This window comes from Fibrobacter sp., assembly GCA_024399065.1.
Classification (GTDB): Bacteria; Fibrobacterota; Fibrobacteria; order Fibrobacterales; family Fibrobacteraceae; genus Fibrobacter.
This window is the reverse complement of record JAKSIB010000031.1, coordinates 13674-30420: the sequence shown is the minus strand read 5'-3', so window position 1 is coordinate 30420 and position 16747 is coordinate 13674. Positions and strand designations below refer to the sequence as shown.

The window sequence follows — 16747 nt, the reverse complement described above, 5'->3', positions numbered from 1 at the left end:
AATGAATCCGCCTCTGATTTGAATTATTAGCCTTAATCGGTAGATGATTCGTCATTTTCACTGTCAGCGTCTGGTTCGGGATCAACAGGTGTTTCCGGTTCATCCGTCTTGTCGAGAACACCGCTCATCTTGATCAGCTCGCTCAGTTTGTACTGTTTACCGTCAATGGTGATGATGAATTCTTCGGCTTCCATAGTCTTGGCTTCGACGGTCCCATTTGCCCATACGACCATGGCGTTAGAGCGAATCGGCTGAGCTGGTTTGGTAAATGGGTCGGCGGTGTCGTAACCGTTACCGACGATGAATAAAGCACCTGCGGTAGGATCAAGTGTTTCCTTGTCTTCGGTTTCGGGGTTGTACTTGTATAATGTATTAGTACCACCCGGAAGTTCTTCGTTGTATGAACCGATAACTACCTGATTCTGGTTGACGATATTCGTACATCCAAGGCCAACTGCAAATGGTCCATGAGCAATATTCTTGTCACCAACTAATAGCTGATATGAACCATCAGCCGCATAGTTGTCGGTTCCGAATATGACATTATGCGACCATGCTGTGAGTAATGTAGTTTCCGCACTCGGTAGGCTATGGGCACCATCAATGGTATTGTTACCTCCGAATACAAAGTTGTGATGGGAATTTGACGTTAACAGATTTCGGCACCCGACCATCATGTTGTATTGATAGTTAAAACCACCAATCGTTTGGAAATCAGATGTTTGTGTACCATTTGCGAACAGAGATTTTCCGGAATCCAGCCATCGACCGTTAAAGGCGAATGGTACATACACATATTTAGTTACATTGCTTGTATTGGTAATTTTATACCATGTATTTCGCAATATGTTATTCTCGGTTACTAACGACTGGAACTCGTCGGGTGTTATCGAAATAAACTCGGACGCAGAAGATGGCTGCATATAACTAGTATTCGCAACACCGTAGGTATCGATATTAATGTACCAGTTATCATTATTTCCGTATAAAGCTCCATAAACGCAATCACGAACTTTAAGTGTTCCTGTAGACATATATCCGTTAGAACTTAGCTTATATGCAGTTCCGACGGTCAATGTACCAGCAGTAGCGTTTGTGTACAGTTCTGATGGATCGCTGATTGTAGTATAAACAGAGATGGGTACACTGCTACTTAATATACCTATCACTCCGGGCTTTATATAAAAATATGTGTCATATGTATTCCAATAAGTAGATGTCGTGGCGGTATTTTCTGATAGCACCTGTAGGGCTTCAACTAGATCAAGTGTTCCTGTATATCCGGCATTTATAGCGGCATAATATTCATCCACATCATGGATTATTCGATATTCACTAACAAACTTATTGTCATCACCAAAAATAGTATTGCCGGTTGTATATCCATAACCATTGTAATTTGGATTCACGGACATTATATTGTTAGCGCCTGCAATGAAATTACGTCCGGTATATTTTGGGCCGAAAATCGTATTTTGATCACCAAACACGGTATTGCTAGACGAATTGAGATCGGAACCGACATAGTCACCCGAGCGTGGGTAGGTTTTTATAGTATTTTTTGCACCGGAAATGAATGATCTAGTCTGATACTGGATATCATTATTTTCGCCGAAACAGCTACCGTCTGTACTACGTAAAATTTTGTTGTCACCGAAGTTGAATATACGTGTACTTTCTTCGATCAAAGGATGCGTATCAGTACCGTAGTAGCGTCCATCGCTAAAACTGAATACGCCACTTATTTTTCGACCATCGGAACCGATCAGTACATTGCTACCACAATAGGTAAGGTTCGGCGCCTGTGTGTTATCAGCTATTAGCTTTGAGTTGCATAGTAAAATGTTGCCTGATACATATTCTTCGTTGTCACCAATAAGTTCTGAGTGTCCCAATACAATGTTGTCAACTACATCATGATTGAACGTTCCTGAAATTGAACTTACCATACCAACAATATTTCGTGCTGCATAGTTTACTGCGGCTGCCATCGTGGCACTACCGAACAATATATTATCGCTCCATGAACACATTCCAGTTTTTGCGCCAGATTGATACATATTACTATGTAAGATAATATTTCTATCAAAGCATGCATATGCTGTTGCAACTGGACCGTTAGACGTTGACCTACCAATAATGATATTATCGGCAAATGTTCCCCAATTACCGTCAGTGGTATTGGATGATATCATTATATGGTATTTTTGTAATCCGGCTGTATTCATTATGATATTGCGATCAACGTGAGTTGATGCACCATTTTCTGTACCATTAATATCAAGAATTGAATTTGATATCATATTGTCTGACAATGTTGTGGCATTTTCATAACGTACAGTAGAAGTGCGGTTTGGAAGTACATAACATTGCGCATTATGCAAGATATTGTTAAATGCCGTGGTTCCAGAACTATCTATGGAGCTGTTACCAGTCGTCAGCTGAGATTGATTTAACAGAATGTTGCCAACGCCAAAACCTATGGTTGATTTGTTATACGACAAATTACGGTATCCATATGCAGTCGAGTTAGTGATAGCGATATTTTCTCCACCGCTTGCATAGGAACAATAACCTATCGCCATGTCGTAGTTTCGAATAGCATAATTTCTAAATCCGATAGCAACAGCGAAACCGTCGTTTCCCTTATCTGCGGTCCAATCTGACGGATTAGATGAGCCGACATAATTTTCAGCGCCAATTGCGATCAGGTTTGCGCCAAATAGCGTATTCTTGGCGCCGATAGCAATGTTGTGGGCGAATGAATTTGAGTGGGTCCCATCTGGGCTGATTTGTGCGTAATCTCTGGAGCCGTAGGCAGCATTGTTACTACCAATCATGATTCCATGGCCGTTTGTAAATCCGGTCGTGGTGGATTGGTAGTTCGACCACCCAACGAGAAGACCCCACACATTTGATGTGTTACTATTCGAGAATCCAATGCCTATACTATTGCCGTCGATGTATCCGCTACCAAAAAGAATGCTGTTATGGTGTGCGATCTTGGCGTATGAGCTTACTATGCCGTCTGATATAATTGTGGATAGGTCGGATGCATCTCCTGTACCGATGACAACGGATGCGTTGCTTGCATTTCCTTGAATACCAACGCTTAAACTATTATGGGCAGCATAGTTGTTTTTACCAAATGCCGATGCGTTACATAATGTGCGGTTCGAATAACCGAAATTAAAGCTGTCTTCTGCTGCTACATTAGCAGAACCAAATACAGCCGAGCCTCGCAATGCTTTATTAAATGATCCGTATGCAAAACCCCATTCAGATGTTTCGTTATCAACCCCGAAGCTATATCCGCCATTATATGCCGTGTTGTTTGCACCGAATGCAGCACTACCTTCTGCACTTGAATTGTTTGAACCGTATGCAAATGCACCTTGTATTGCTGAATTGTAAGATCCTGTAGTTACACTTGCTAGGTCTGCGGTATTAGATATACCGAAAGCCATACCCGAGTTAGCAGTTTTATTGCCGTCACCGGCAGCAAGAGATGAATGATCAGCAAAGTTGTTTGGACCGATACCGATACTCAAGTGCGTTGCGTATGTATTATTACCGATAGCTATCGATGCTTCGTTACTGTGTGACGCCCGAGGATTGTAAAACCTGAGCGAATACGAATACGGGAGACAGTTATATATGAAAGATCTATATCCGGCATATTTCGAAACATCGCCTTTAATTGAAATGGCATTCAGTTCAAGACCAGTTGCTGTAATGCCAAGTGCAAGACTGCCGTGCTCGGCTTTTGCACCTAGACCGACGGTGACACTGCTGTCTGTTGCGCCAAGTCCCATAGCGAGTGTCAGAGAATCCATTCCAAATGCCGAATAATTTATCGTACCATCAGTAAAATCAACAATATCGATACGTGGATCATCCAATGGGAATGTTTTATTGCCGCCTTGGTAGATTTTATAATCGTACGATTTCGAGTAATATTTTTGGGCATAGAATACATTCGGATTTGCCCTTTCATAATATCCGTAAATGGATATTTCAAGGTATGGTTTAAGTTGGTCTAATGTTAAGTTGTTGAACGAATTTACATAGTTGTACGTGATTTTATTGTCTATAAGAGTTACGATTGCAGTCTCAAACGAGCTAGAACTTGCAGATCCAATAAATGACGATGAAACTGTGATGTATTTATTTGTATTTGTATCGTAATATCTACTTGAAGAACATGACCAGCTACCGCTTTCTTGTGTCCATCCAATTTCGTAAATAGTTCCTGCTATGGTTAATACTCTAGCAAAATAGAATTCATTTCCTGCGTATTTGGTAGAGAAAGTTGCATTCGGAATAATAATGTATTCATTGTCGGGGTTCTTGAAACGGATGATATTAGTTCCTGTGCCTACTTTCAGGTCTTTTGCTGATTTCTTTATGTTTGCAGAATACGAACCGATTGTGATACTGCCCGAGCCGGAATATACTCCGTTGCCTATTGAAACGCTTCTGTTTTCTGCAAAGTTGTACATACCAAGGGCTAGGCCATGATATGAATGATTGCCTTCGCCAACAATGAATCCAGTGGCGTCGGCATCGTTGTTGTTTCCTCCTAAAATTACACTACCGTTCTTAGCTGTATTGCTTGACATACCGATGATAGCGCTACCTGTCGTTGCCGTATTTTGAGAGCCACGGGTTAACACCATACTGTCAGCCATGGCCGTATTATGTGAATGGGCCGTTTGCATCAGAATAGAACCACCAGACGCTTTACTGTGGGTACCAGACAACCCAAAGAGCATTGAACCATCATCTGCTGTCGAATTTTCTTCGTAATTATCGAAAGTTTCCCATTCGACCGGATTGTGCGTATATATGTCCCTGACGAAGGACAATGATATGTATCCGCTTTGTGGTCCAAAAATCGATACAGAACCGGCAACAGATTTTGCTCCGCCAATCGATACTGATCCATAGCTACTGTATGTTATTTTTTCTTTCCACTCATCCTGTGTAACATTGTATGACGCCGGTGTTATTGTCCGTTTTGTAATCTGGCCGCCGGCTAAATTATCATATAATGATGGGTCGAAAATAAATGTCTTTGATGTTGTTGGCGTAATACTAGAACGATTTGGGTATACGGCGTAAAACTCACCGTTCTTCATGTATCCCGGCTGACTATAAGTACAAATTGCGACTGAGTCGGGGTACTGAGTATAGGTAAATACACCATTGTCGCCAACATAGCCATAATACGTTGAATAGTTTGTATCAGATTTGTAATCATCAAATGTATAGTGGACACCGTTGTTTCCGATATAGCATTCGTGTTCGTATGTAATTAAATTTCCGGAACTATCATATTCACCTACTACGATACGTTCGTATTTGCCAGTTGCAGCAACATATCTGGTACTATAGTGGGTTTTATAATGTGTTGACGAGGTGTTTGTGGTTATTGTTCCGCTAACCGGTACATATGTCCCGTCAGGGTTTTTATAGCAAAATGCCTGATTTTGCACGTACGCTTGGCTAGGATGGAGTGAAATCGAACCGGTGTATGAACTACCTCCGTTACCTAGTGCAACTGCGCCGCCTTTTGCATAGTTGCTTTGCCCAATGGTTAGCCCGAAATCGTCCCCGCTGTTGTACTTACCGATGGCGAGTCCTTCCCCATTCAGGGTATTACTGGCGCCAACAATTCCGGTCCACATCCCGCAGTACTTTCCACTCGGAATGTCGATTGAGTTGTTATTTCCGAGAATAGTCTTCCCATATCCGCCGGCGGCTTTGTTTGAATAACCTATGACAGTAGTCGGTCCGCCAGTACCGTCTGCTTCGATTCCTGAACCAAATGCAAACACTGGGTCGCCTTGTGTTGTAAGCTTAATCCCGGTTCCTATGCCATATGCATTGTATCCATCTACAGTTACGTTATCGCCAATGTATACATTATGCGAACTTTCGATCGGGGCGCCTTCGACGGCGGCTTTATCCTGTGATCCGTGCTTCTCTGACCATGTTTTCCATGAATGGGCTGCCGAAATGCGGTTATGCTTGATGGTGATATTGTCGCCCGGTATGAGGGTATCCTGTTTCTTATCATTCATCTTATCCCAGAGATATTTGATACCCGGTCCGTCAAGGTGTTTTTCTTCGACTACTGGTGTTTCCACGATTTCTTCATTCAGTTCTTCGTTAGTAGGATCCATATCTAGACTACCTTTCTAAAGTTTTTGCAACTATAGACTTTGTTACATTCATTGGTAGTTTATAATACGTGCGACAAGAAAACTCACGGACAGAGCGCCCGTGAGTTTTTAACGAAGTAGGCAAGAAATCCCACCCATCTTCAGTGGGTGGGTTGAATTGCCAACAGTTATAGTGATATAAACTTTTAGAGAGACCGTTTGTATTTCATTAAAGAATAGTATATATTTAGGTTATGATGTTGAAGGCGTACAAATATCGGCTCTATCCGACAAAGACACAAGAAGTGCTGCTATCCAAGCACTTTGGGTGTGCCCGATACATCTACAACTACGGGCTTGAACGGAAAATAAAGTCCTATTCCGAAACCAAGAAAAGTGTGTCACGCTTCACCATACAAGCCGACCTGCCGAAGTTGAAGAAAGCCGAGGCAACCAAGTGGCTCACCGAAGTCAATTCACTTTCTTTACAAGCAGCCCTGCTGAACTTGGATATGGCGTTTACACGATTCTTCAAAGAGCGGAAAGGCTTCCCGAAGTTCAAGGCGAAGCACGACAATCATCAGTCCTTCCAAGTTCCGCAGAACACCAAAGTGGACTACGAAGCCAAGCGGGTGTATCTGCCGAAGTTCAAGGAAGGTATCAAATGCAGATTCGATAGACATTTCAAAGGAAAGATTAAGACAAGCACAATAAGTAGGACACCCACGGGCAAGTATTTCATATCCATTCTTGTGGAAACTGAAGACACCATTCCTAACAAAGTACCGATAGACGAGAACAAAGCGGTCGGTGTGGACTTGGGCATCAAGACGTTTGCTACCTTGAGTGACGGAACCGAAATACAGAACCCCAAATACTTGAAGAAAGCCTTGAAGCGGTTGAAACGCTTGCAACGCTCTGTTTCTCGCAAGAAGAAGGGCAGCAACAGCCGAAAGAAAGCGGTCAAGTTGCTCGCCCGTCAGTACGAGAAGGTTACGAATAAGCGTAAGGATTTCCTGCACAAGACTAGCAAGTATTTGATAGACCACTACGACACTATCTGTCTTGAAACACTCTCCGCAAGCAATATGCTCAAAAACCATAGGCTTGCACAAGCGTTGTCCGACATAAGCATTGGAACGTTCAATGTCTATATGGACTACAAGGCAGAATGGTATGGTAAGAACATTATCCGTATAGGTAGGTTTGAGCCGTCTAGCAAGATGTGTTCTTGCGGTCACGTACACAGGGGGCTTAAACTGTCCGACCGTGTATGGACCTGTCCCGCTTGTGGTGCTGTAAACCAGCGTGACCTTCTTGCTGCACGGAACATCAAGAAGTTCGCATTCAAGTTAAACAATACGGCTCGGACAGCCGAAATTTACGCCGAGGATTCTATGCACCCCGTTAGGGGAGCAGCCTCGGAAATCATACACGCTGATGTTGTGGAAACCCACACGTCTTTAGCGTGTGGGTAGTTCAATTGTCTTTGATTAAACGCACCGCAAAATAGGTTGTCTTGTAGTAGTCCGATGATTCAAAATTTGATGATGTAAACCCGATGTACATTGCGTTTGTTACACTACTCGGTCTTTCGGATGGTAGCCAATATACCGACATGGAATCGACAGCAGCATAGCCAACATCAATATTGTAGTATCCAGCGGGTAATGCGCCAAATCCGTATAAGTCTGAACCAGCATCCCATGATTTGTCCATGAGAACAGTCGGGTCGGCGCCTATATAATTTGATAACTCGTCCCATTCAGCTTTAGTCGGGATATGCCAGCCGTCCACCGAATTGGCAATTGCCATTGCGGTATCCCATTGGTATAGCCTACCGTATGCTTCGTTTTCATCATGCTTATTTGATGCAATGCTTCCGGTAGCTGTTTCCATATCCAAGTTGACCGCCATCCAAACACGATCATCCGGCATTCTCACTGTTTTGTATTCTTTGCCGTCAATAATCACCGGCGGTTCATCCGGTTTCGGTGGGTCGATGATTTCATCCAATTCATCAAATGTAAATGCCCTGTGCCGTACCCATATCTTGTCACTACGTAGGTAGCTGCTGAGTTCATTCTCTGTTGGGGCCGGAACGATTCCCGGTTTGCCAGCTTCCGTTTCAGTGGCGCCGGTCATTTCGACTGCATATAGTGGAGTCTCTACCCCGTCACCCTTGATGGTCTCGTCGTCTGTCTGGATGCTCGGATTTGCCCATGTACCGTCACCTTTCAAGAATTTGTCACCGGAATTGATACTCGGTGCCGGAACTATACCGGCCTTACCGGCTTCAGTCTCGGTAGCACCCTTCATTGTAACGGCTGTAAGTTCGCTTCCTTCGGCACCTGTGCCGGTGATAGTAACACCGTCAGCCAGTACCTCTTGCACAACCTCGTGCCATTGGCCATCAGCCCCGAGGAAATAATCTTTCTGGGCTGCGGTCGGGGCCGGTACGATACCTGCGGTACCATCTTTGGTCTCAGTGGCGCCGGTCATCTCGACTGCATAGAGTTCGGTTTCGATGCCGTCACCCTTGATGGTCTTGTCATCAACAAGAATGGAGTCTATTCCGCTTTCTGGTGTAGCCCATGTGCCATCGCCTTTAAGGAACTTGTCGGAATCCGCCGCCGACGGTGCCGGAACTATACCAGATGTACCGTCGGCACTTTCGGAAGAACCGGTCATTTCAACGGCATACAGTGCGCTGTTGACCCCGTCACCCTTTATGGTCTTGTCGTCAACTAGAACAGCATCTAATCCCGTGTCCGGGACTGCCCAAGTTCCGTCACTCTTCAGGAACTTATCCGTGTCGTCAATAGTCGGGGCAGGGACTACACCAGCCTTTCCGTCGTCAGTCTCGGTCACGCCGATCATTTCAGGCGCATCAATCTTAAACGCATTCATGCCATTACGTGTACCGGGTGTAACTACAATATTGTCACCAGCAACTATGTCGACGTAGTTGTAAACCTTTGTTGTCGTAGGAGAGCCGCAGCATGGCATGAACGGCGGATGAATCCATAACGGGTCCGGGTGATATACCGGGCCGAGTTGAGGATACTCCGGATGCGGGCAACAATGGTGATGATGGTGATGGTGGTGATGATCATCACGGGGATCGCACTTTTTGTGCAAGATATGGTGTAGATCGTGTGGCTCCATAGTCGACCTCTGTTTTTGTGTAGTTTATAAACAGTGGCGTATAAAATAAAAGCCATCCGGGTGGATGGCTTTGAGTTAAGGTTCAGTCGGCTGGGTCAATGGGAGTAATCCCTTTCCACCACATAGCTTGCATGGCTTGTTGTAGTCGTCTACGCCACACCCGCCACATTCGGGACAATAGTCCATGCCGTCATCGAAATCCTCATCGTCGACGGGGTCGAAATCGACACCTTCTGGGTCACGTTCCCATGTGTGTGTAGGGGTCTTGTAGTAGGCTGCTGATGCGGAATCGCTCTTATACGCTGAGTTCTTTTTGTAATCGGGTACCTCATAGCGAAGGATGATTTCCTTGATCAGCTTATGACGGACGATGTCGTCCACGCCAAGGTTAACGAAGCCTACACGGGGGACTCCCTTCAGTAGGTCTTGCGCATGGCCGAAACCGGATGTCATGCGTGACGGAAGGTCGCATTGGTTCTTGTCGCCACAAATGATCATCTTGGAATCCTTACCGAGACGTGTAAGCATCATCTTCATTTGCATGATGCTTGTATTCTGGAATTCATCGCACACGATGTATGACTTTGACAGCGTCGATCCACGAATAAATGCCAGTGGGCATACCTGTACCTTAGAGTAGAAATCGTTATTCGATGTGTGGATTTCCTCAGTCTTCTTTGACTTACGTTTTTCCTTCTTTTCCTTGGCGGATAGTACCGGCATCTGTTTTACCTGTTCTTCCGGTTTTTCACGGCGTCCCTTGATCGTTGATATTGCGTCATACAATGGCTGCATGTACGGTGCTATCTTTTCATCAAGACCGCCGGGCAGGAATCCAAGTTCCTCACCGCCGGATACAACCGGGCGTGTCAAAATAAGGTGTTCATATATGCCGTCGTCAAGGCCGTTGATGCCAATCCATGTGGCAATAGCTGTCTTACCGGTTCCGGATGGACCGTTGACAAAGATAATGTCGTTATTTCGGATTGTATCAACTAGAAGGTCTTGCCCCGGCGTTTTAGTGTAGATCGGTTTGTTGTTTCTATCACGAATGATTTCTTGGCCGCTAAAATTCATGGCGAATCCTTGTAGTTATGTGGCTGTATTGCCATATAATAAAGGTTTATACGGTCGCCGGCTGCAATTCGCCTTTCCTGATCTTTTCACCGATTTCACGGGCCTTTGTGAATTTTGGCGAACGTAAAGCCTTTCGCCAAGGGAATGCACCATGCTTCCTGATAAATTTTGCGATAATCGGCATGATCGTGTTATGCAGCGTAAGCTCGGATTCCTGCTTACGGCGCTTTGCGTCAGCTTGGTTAATCTTTTCCATTTCTTCATCGTCAAGATCATCGTCGTCTGCAGATTCAAGAAGACACATAACGTCAAGGTCATGCGTTGCTTCCGTCAATGCATATGTGTTGCTGATAGCGTCTATGATGTCGCTATTTTCCTGTGTTCTGATACTTTCTAGCACGGCCTTCATAACCATTGCTCTGGAAATTGATTCGGATAACGGGTTGCGGCGCAATGTATCGATGTACAGGCCAGAATTATATGCGGCTGCAAATTCGGGAGTCATGGCTTCCTTGATGAACGCTGCGTCGCCATACGAGCTTAAATGATTCATCAGCACCTTGCATGCGCTTAGGAAGTCGGCGAAATCTGACGCAAATGTCTGCTTGTCTTCCTTGATCAGCTGTTCATCTTGCTGAGAAAGTTGTTTCTGCTTGATTTCCGGCTGCGGTAACTTGGATGTGTCAGTATGTGCGATTTCCTTCAGCCTGTTGTATGCTGGAACGGCAGTCTTGTGGGCCAGACCGGCAAGGTCAGAAACTGTCGCCTTTGTTTTGTCCCACAAATTACGGAACAACCCTTCATTGATGATGTAGCTCTTTGTTACGCATTCCAGAACTGGTCGTGCGGACGGGTCTACTTTTGCTATTTGTTGCATGGTCGTAATGAAGTCGATGTGTTTCTGCTGCATAGGTTCACCTTGTATCTGACATGCAAAGTTTATAATATGTTTTGGGTAAAATTGCACATGTGCGGTATAAACTATTTGAAAACTACCAATGAAGGGTATCCATATGGGTTTGAAATCATTCGTGCTGAAACATTTAGGCAAGAATCTTGATCATAACAACAAGGTCATTAAATTTTCAAAAAATGTAGCGGAAAACCAGTATTTAGTATTTAGATTTTCCAATCAAAATTATGATCCATCTGAAATTGAGAATGGCGGAACATGGACCCGTGTGGAAGGCTCGGCATATAATGACTGGAAATGGGGATACGACTCCCGCAATTGGACAGGTAAATTTGCCAATTGTTTTAATACTGGATATGCAGTAAGCGTCATTGATGGAAATACGACCGATGTAACTAATATGTCAAAATTATTTATGTCATGCATGAATTTAGAGTCGGTGACGATGAATGACGTGAGTAATTTACGTAATGCCAGCCAAATGTTTGATAACTGTAAACAGTTAATAACTGTTGATATGCAGCATACAAATGCTGTTACTGACATGCATCTGATGTTTCATCATTGCGACGATTTGACCGTTGCGCCAAACTTGGATACATCTTCTGTAAAAAATATGATAAATATGTTTTCGTATTGCCAATCGCTGACTACTGTCCCGGTTTATGATACGAGTAGTGTAACTAAAATGGCTGGTATGTTCGATCATTGTACCGCATTGACAACGGCGCCGGGCTTAAACACGTCTAAAGTTAAATATGCTGAAAACATGTTTGATGGCTGTACTGCATTGACCGAAGTGCCTGATATGGATCTGCCGGAATGCGTAAACATGAACAGTATGTTTAAAAATTGTGAAAATGTTAATTCTGGTGCATTGGATTTGTATACGGCTATGATGGATTCTACCGTAACTCATACGGACACGTTTACTAATTGTGGTATTAAGAGTATCCCGGGCTTAGCTGAATTGAAGCAGATCCCTAAGGACTGGGGCGGCTTGAAGGAAGAACTTGCCGCTAATACTCTTCGCTTTAGATTTGAAGATGAAAACTACGACCCATCTGAAATTCAGAATGGCGGAACTTGGTCTAAAGTAAACAGCAGTACATACAATGACTGGGATTGGACTTTTGCAGCTCAAGAAGAACATTTTGATGGGCTTTTTATAGATGCATTTGATGAGACAACTTGTGTTAGTATTATCAAAGCTGGTGATTTGTCAAATGTCGTGAGTACGTCGTCCTTGTTTGAAAATTGTTCGGGATTAACTAGCATTTGTGATGGATTGTTTACTGCAGCTGAAGTCGCCGATAATATGTTCTATGGTTGTACTTTATTGGAAAGTATTCCGGTAGACTTGTGTTCAAATATACATATAGGTCGGAGTATGTTTGTAGATTGCGTCAGCTTGACTAGCATCCCTGAAGGTGTATTCAACGAGTTATCTGACGGAAGAAATATGTTTGCTGGATGTGTAGGCCTAACTAGCTTGCCTACAACGTTGTTCCCATCTTTAACCAATGGCGATGAAATGTTTGCTGATTGTATCAATGTCAGCGAAGGTGCGTATGAATTATACGATAATTTCGCTAAGTCCGGTAACGTGACTATGCATTATCATATGTTTACTAATTGCGGAAGTAATAACGAGTCTGGCTTGTATGACTTGACGCAGATCCCTAAGGACTGGGGTGGTTTGATGGAAAATATTGCAGCCAACACGCTTCGTTTCCACTTTGATGATAATTCGTACACTCCATCTTCAAACAAAGGAAGCTGGGTAAAGGTGTCAGATGATGGTACTGACGGATGTGTGTGGGATTGGCATTGTGACGACAATGACTGGTCTGATGCCTTTAGTCGTAAATTTACCACTACTCGTGCCACGATGATCGAAGCAGGTAATACATTTGATGTAACCAATATGGATAGCATGTTTGATGCTTGCTCGGCGTTGGATTCGATAGTTCTATTTGACACCAGTAATGTCACAAATATGCAATTCATGTTCAATAAGTGTACATCATTGACGGAAGTGCCATTATTTGATACGAGCAATGTGACTACCATGCGTGATATGTTCTACCAATGTACGTCATTAGCTGCACTCCCGTTGTTTGATACGGTAAATGTTACTGATATGAGTTATTTGTGCTATGAATGTACATCGTTAACGGCGGTCCCGTTGCTCGATACGAGTAATGTAACCGCAATGGACAATGCGTTCGCATATTGTAAAAATGTGGAAACTGGCGCATTAGCGTTGTATGAATCTGCCAGTGATGGAATAGTAGAATCGCATAATGACACATTCGTTCTGTGTGGCAAAAATACGAACGGCGGCTTATACGATTTGGAACAGATCCCTACGGACTGGGGTGGTTTACCGTTGCCCGCCAATACTCTCAGATTTAGGTTCGAAGATCCTGATTTTGACCCGTCAGCAAAAACGTATACCGTAGTAAATAACTGGACTGGGGAAGTAAGTGAGGAGGTTCGCCCAATATCGAGCGTCGGTACTTGGACTAAGGTTACATACAGTGAATATAACGACTGGAATTGGTATTATGATAAAAATTACTGGAGTAGCTCATTGAAAGGCGCACTTGTTGATACACCAACACGGCTAATATTGGCAGGTGATACATCGTCAGTGATTCACATGGAATATTTGTTCCAAGATTGTACGCAATTAGTGTCTATTGATGCACCGATCGATACAAACAGTGTTGAGTATGCTTTTGAAATGTTCAGTGGGTGTACATCACTGCAAAAAATACCTGACTTGGATTTGAGTAACGCAACTGATGACAATTCGTTTAAGAATATGTTTAAGGGGTGCTCGTCACTAGTTACTGCGCCAAAACTGACTTTACCTAGCACAACATTAGTTGACCTAGACTATATGTTCAGGGATTGTACATCGCTAACTACTGTCCCACTATTTGATACATCAAATGTTCAAAGTATGCGTAGTATGTTCTTTGAATGTACATCGTTAACTGACGTCCCACTATTTGATACATCAAATGTAACTGATATGCATAGTATGTTCGATAATTGTACATCGTTAACTACTGTCCCACTATTTGATACATCAAATGTAACTAATATGAGTGGTATGTTATTTGGGTGTTCATCGTTGTCTGTAATTCCATTGTTTGATACTACAAGCGTACATGATGTGAGCACTATGTTCTGTAATTGCGAAAGTGTGACTGCAGGTGCATTGGAGTTCTATAATAGTGTGAAGGACAAAACGTATGAAGAAGGTGGTACACAAAAACCAGTTTCGCATTATAATACGTTTACTAATTGCGGCAGTGAAGAGGTCAGACTACAGATCCCTGTGGACTGGGGTGGCTTAAAAGTTGAATTGCCGGCGAATACATTAAGATTCAGATTTGAAAATACTGACTATAATCCAACTGTTATAGAAAACGGTGGTACTTGGACTAAAGTAACAGATTCTGAATTTAATGACTGGGACTGGACTTGTAATGTTACTAACTGGTCAAATAAATTTGGTATGAAATTAACAGAAAATTTAGATAAAAACATACAGATTATTGCTGCTGGAGATACAAGCAGTGTTACTATTATGTCTTATATGTTCTATGGATGTACTTCATTAACATCTGTTCCATTATTTAATACAAGTAAGGTTAATGATATGTCTTCTATGTTCAATGGCTGTACTTCATTGACTAATGTACCATTATTTGATACAAGTAATGTTACTGAGATGTATTCTATGTTTGAAGAATGTAAAAATATTCAATCTGGTATGTTAGATTTATATCAACAAGCTTCATCAACAGGTAAAGTAACAGATTATTTCAGATGTTTCACAGATGCTGGTACCAATACAGAATCCGGAAGAGCTGAACTAAATCAGATCCCTGTGGACTGGGGTGGATTGGCCGAATAAATCATATTCATATACAAATGCCGCCATCGTATTGATGGTGGCATTTTCTTTTACCCCTTGACAACTTGAGACTGATTTGTTATATTCAATGGCATGAACCGTCTTACCCGAGAAGATTTGAATCAGGATCAAGTGGCAGCGCTTGATTTTATTAATAAATTTTTACATATGCCTGACCGTCGTCAGATGGTACTTTATGGTGCCGCCGGCACTGGTAAGACATCGTTGATCAATGTCTTGCTCGATGAGTTTGACCAGATTCCTGCGCATCGTCGGCCTGCATATGTATGTACCGCACCGACGAACAAGGCTGTCGAGGTCATTGCTGACCGTACAGGACGTGCGTTCGATAGTACGATTTACTCGCTTCTTGGCCTTGTTTTACAGGATTTCGACGACGGTAGGCCTAAGTTAAAACGTGAAAATGAGGGCCATCTTGCCGAATATGACGTGGTTGTAGTAGATGAAGCCTCCATGGTGTCAGTCGCCTTGCTTAACGAGATCCAGAAGCAGCTGCAGATATTTACAACGATCAAGGTGATCTATGTCGGCGACCGGTGCCAGATACCTCCTGTTGACGATGCTAATTCTGGTATATTGGAGTCCATCATCTTCCAGCTGCCGTTGCAGGTTGAACTGACTCAGGTCATGCGAACGGCTGAGGACAACCCGATCCTTGGCGTTGTCACTGCCATGCGAGCCAATATGCTGTCGCCTGTAGACCTATTTTCGCATGAAACGTCCGTCGCCGTGGATGGTACTGGAATATTCTTCCACGAGCGTACAAACGAGTTCATGGAGACGATGATCGGATACTTTACGTCGGAAAAATTCAAGCTTGATACCAATTATGCCATGGCTGTGGCATGGACCAACGCCGCAGTTGATGCTATCAATCTGAAGGTGCGAGAAGCGCTGTACCCGAATACGACTATGGAATACGAGGTAGGGGAAGAGGTGCGTGTCGTAAGGACGTATGGGAATGACGTGGTTGTTGGCAAATCAACCATTTTCAAGATGGTCTACACGATCGAGGAACACCTTGTCATCAAGTCGTGTGAACTTTGTGAAGACCCGTCGTATGGCATAAAGTGCTACAAGGTTGAAGTAGAAAATGTGTCTAAGCGCAATCGGGTCAAGTCGGTCGCATATATTGTCTCTCAGGAAGGGATGAATGAATACTATGCCCGGCGTGAGATGCTTGCCACCGAAGCCAAGCGCAAGCTTGAAATGAAGGGACATTCAGGCAGCCGTCTGTATACTCCTAAAGAGGCTTGGCGAGACTATACCAGATTCAAGCATTTCTTCCTGTTCGTCGGATATATCTATGCCCTGACAGCACACAAGGCGCAGGGCAGTACCATTGAAAATGTATTTGTCATCGAGAAGAATATCAACCGCATTCCCGAGGACGAACTTAGAAACAAACTTAAATACACAGCATTCACTCGTGCAGCCAAGGAATTGCACGTATTGATGTAAGGAGAT

Annotated in this window: 7 protein-coding genes; 3 read left to right on the top strand and 4 right to left on the bottom strand. The window is 43.5% G+C overall.

All coding sequences use genetic code 11. The features are described 5' to 3' along the window. Nucleotides 1-32: 32 nt before the first annotated feature. Complete coding sequence (locus MJZ25_12930) at nucleotides 33-6188, bottom strand: hypothetical protein (GenBank protein MCQ2125077.1); 6156 nt, start codon at nucleotides 6186-6188, stop codon at nucleotides 33-35. Between the two features lie 233 nt (nucleotides 6189-6421). On the opposite strand from MJZ25_12930, the gene MJZ25_12925 reads away from it, so the two are divergent. Further along, nucleotides 6422-7645 carry a transposase gene (locus tag MJZ25_12925; protein MCQ2125076.1) on the top strand — a complete coding sequence of 408 codons (1224 nt, stop codon included), beginning with the start codon at nucleotides 6422-6424 and terminating at the stop codon, nucleotides 7643-7645. 1 nt (nucleotide 7646) lies between these two features. Here MJZ25_12925 and MJZ25_12920 read toward each other — a convergent pair whose 3' ends face one another. From MJZ25_12920 to MJZ25_12910, 3 genes are all read right to left on the bottom strand, one after another. Next, on the bottom strand, nucleotides 7647-9308 hold the full coding sequence (locus MJZ25_12920; GenBank protein ID MCQ2125075.1) for a hypothetical protein: 1662 nt from the start codon (nucleotides 9306-9308) through the stop codon (nucleotides 7647-7649). Nucleotides 9309-9410: 102 nt separating this feature from the next. Continuing rightward, on the bottom strand, nucleotides 9411-10412 hold the full coding sequence (locus MJZ25_12915) for a PhoH family protein (GenBank protein MCQ2125074.1): 1002 nt from the start codon (nucleotides 10410-10412) through the stop codon (nucleotides 9411-9413). A gap of 46 nt (nucleotides 10413-10458) precedes the next feature. Continuing rightward, a complete protein-coding gene (locus MJZ25_12910) occupies nucleotides 10459-11322 on the bottom strand; it encodes a hypothetical protein (protein MCQ2125073.1) in 864 nt (287 codons plus the stop codon). Nucleotides 11323-11425: 103 nt separating this feature from the next. On the opposite strand from MJZ25_12910, the gene MJZ25_12905 reads away from it, so the two are divergent. Further along, nucleotides 11426-15259, top strand: a complete 3834-nt coding sequence (locus MJZ25_12905) for a BspA family leucine-rich repeat surface protein (protein MCQ2125072.1) — start codon at nucleotides 11426-11428, stop codon at nucleotides 15257-15259. A 93-nt stretch (nucleotides 15260-15352) separates the two neighbouring features. Next, the gene (locus tag MJZ25_12900; protein ID MCQ2125071.1) at nucleotides 15353-16741 is read left to right on the top strand and encodes an AAA family ATPase; all 1389 of its coding nucleotides are present in this window, start codon (nucleotides 15353-15355) and stop codon (nucleotides 16739-16741) included. Nucleotides 16742-16747 lie beyond the last annotated feature (6 nt).

Excerpts from the sequence above, each read along its gene's own strand:
- MJZ25_12930 (MCQ2125077.1), bottom strand. The coding sequence starts at position 6,188 with ATGGATCCTACTAACGAAGAACTGAATGAAGAAATCGTGGAAACACCA.
- MJZ25_12925 (MCQ2125076.1), top strand. The coding sequence starts at position 6,422 with ATGATGTTGAAGGCGTACAAATATCGGCTCTATCCGACAAAGACACAA.
- MJZ25_12915 (MCQ2125074.1), bottom strand. The coding sequence starts at position 10,412 with ATGAATTTTAGCGGCCAAGAAATCATTCGTGATAGAAACAACAAACCG.
- MJZ25_12910 (MCQ2125073.1), bottom strand. The coding sequence starts at position 11,322 with ATGCAGCAGAAACACATCGACTTCATTACGACCATGCAACAAATAGCA.
- MJZ25_12905 (MCQ2125072.1), top strand. The coding sequence starts at position 11,426 with ATGGGTTTGAAATCATTCGTGCTGAAACATTTAGGCAAGAATCTTGAT.
- MJZ25_12900 (MCQ2125071.1), top strand. The coding sequence starts at position 15,353 with ATGAACCGTCTTACCCGAGAAGATTTGAATCAGGATCAAGTGGCAGCG.